The following is a 1,009-nucleotide window of genomic DNA, read 5'->3' as shown; positions in this document are numbered from 1 at the left end:
GATAAATTTACTATGTAAAATGCTATAATTATCAATAATAAAATCCCATAAACTTGCTTACACAATCCGCGGCAGGACGCCGCGACCTTTGCGTATGGTTTCGGAGAACGTCTCCGTGTTTGCGACGTCCTTGAACCGGACCCCCTTGAACATGCCCCCTTGGCGGAGCTACGCTCCCGGTGAAGGGATGTGTGCTCTGAGCTTTCCCTTGACACGTGCTCCTAGCACCTTGTGCAAACACATTGTTATCTGAAGTACAAATTTCGTGACTATTATAATTGAGGATTACCAAAAACTCCTGCTAGTCCATATGAAAACATTGGGAGTAAAATGCCCGTATGAAAAATAATATACATAAAAAAACAGGTCAAGCGTATAGTTATTGTAACTGGCTGATTATCATACTCTATTTTCAAAAAATTTTCTTTAACGATTTTTAGTGTTTTATTTGACCACCATATAATCGACCCTATCATCAAAATTACAAGAAAAAGTATAATAACTAGCTCTAAATTATTAATTGGATTTCTTTCCATTAATGACACTACCGAGAACTCTCTAGAAATAAACTTTCTTATAATAAATTCTAAATAAAAAATTATTAAAAACATCCCCGTCAGTAAATTTAAAGAATATTTATATGTTTCGATAAAGGTATTTTTTATTATGCTACATAGTATTTTAAATTGCTCGTTACTAATTACATACCATATGCTGTAGGTAATCCATACTCCTAATAAAAACAAAGCGAAAATAGCCTCAATATTTTCCACATATTTCATCCTTTCAGTTTAGATTTACTATATATTATAAAAGAGATTTCAGATAACGTCTCCGCATTTGCAACGACTTCGAACTGGACCCACTTGACCGCCCTACCTGGCGGTGCTTGCACCCAGTAAGATGGTGTGGTGCTCTGACTTTTCCCTTGACACGTGCCACCAGCACCTTTATTCAAATGTATTGTTCTCCGATGCCATATGCCCTATGACTCAGAGTGCGATCGGAC

1 protein-coding gene is annotated in these 1,009 nt (G+C 36.7%); it reads right to left on the bottom strand.

Features of this window, described 5'->3' with window-relative positions; all coding sequences use genetic code 11:
• Window positions 1-272: 272 nt before the first annotated feature.
• The gene (locus T335_RS0115405) at window positions 273-773 is read right to left on the bottom strand and encodes a hypothetical protein (protein WP_026478325.1); all 501 of its coding nucleotides are present in this window, start codon (window positions 771-773) and stop codon (window positions 273-275) included.
• Window positions 774-1,009 lie beyond the last annotated feature (236 nt).

Source organism: Alkaliphilus transvaalensis ATCC 700919 (genome assembly GCF_000621485.1).
Lineage (GTDB): Bacteria > Bacillota > Clostridia > Peptostreptococcales > Natronincolaceae > Alkaliphilus > Alkaliphilus transvaalensis.
Note: the sequence above shows the minus strand (reverse complement) of the source record. Positions and strands in the feature narration are given on the sequence as shown.